Consider the following 695-nt stretch of genomic DNA (forward strand, 5'->3'; position numbering starts at 1 on the left):
TGGATAATATATGTTGTCGTATTGGTAATCGGCTTACCAATAGGCGTTTTCGTTCTTATTTGATCTGCATTAATCGGATAATACGTCGCAAACGTCGTTGTTTCCGTTGGACCATACACATTGTTAAGTCGGAGGCTACGATTACTCTCCATTAACTTTCTAACATGCAATTCTGAGGTCTTTTCGCCCCCAAACAATAAAGTTTTAATCCCATCAAATACAGTTACATCACTGTTAATTAATTGATTAAATAATGCAGTCGTCAGAAACATCGTATTGATTTTTTGATTTGCAATTATATTCTTTAACGCATATGCATCCATAATCACGTCGGAATTATCAATATATACTTCTCCTCCGTTTAATAAAGCACCCCAGATTTCAAAGGTTGCGGCATCAAAGCTCAATGATCCTGTCTGTAAAATTACAGTATGCTCATTCAACTCCGCATAATTTGCGTTAGTTACTAACCGGATTACATTTTTATGCTCAATCATAACACCCTTAGGTTTCCCTGTTGTACCGGAGGTATAGATGAGATAGATTAAGTCATTCGAAGCATTCACGTTCACTGGATTTTCCTGCTTACCACTCCATTGCACCATTTCACGTAGATCTACAATAGGAACATGCGCTTCATATACATCCGAATCATCGCTCACCAGAATCGCTTTAGGCTTACAATCTTCCAACAT

General features: G+C 37.6%; 1 protein-coding gene. It reads right to left on the reverse strand.

Annotated features, from left to right (window positions below):
• On the reverse strand, positions 1-662 hold a 662-nt coding region (locus BAQ44_RS28310), incomplete at its 3' end, for an AMP-binding protein (RefSeq protein ID WP_161491770.1).
• Positions 663-695 lie beyond the last annotated feature (33 nt).

This window comes from Bacillus mobilis (assembly GCF_001884045.1).
Classification (GTDB): Bacteria; Bacillota; Bacilli; order Bacillales; family Bacillaceae_G; genus Bacillus_A; species Bacillus_A mobilis.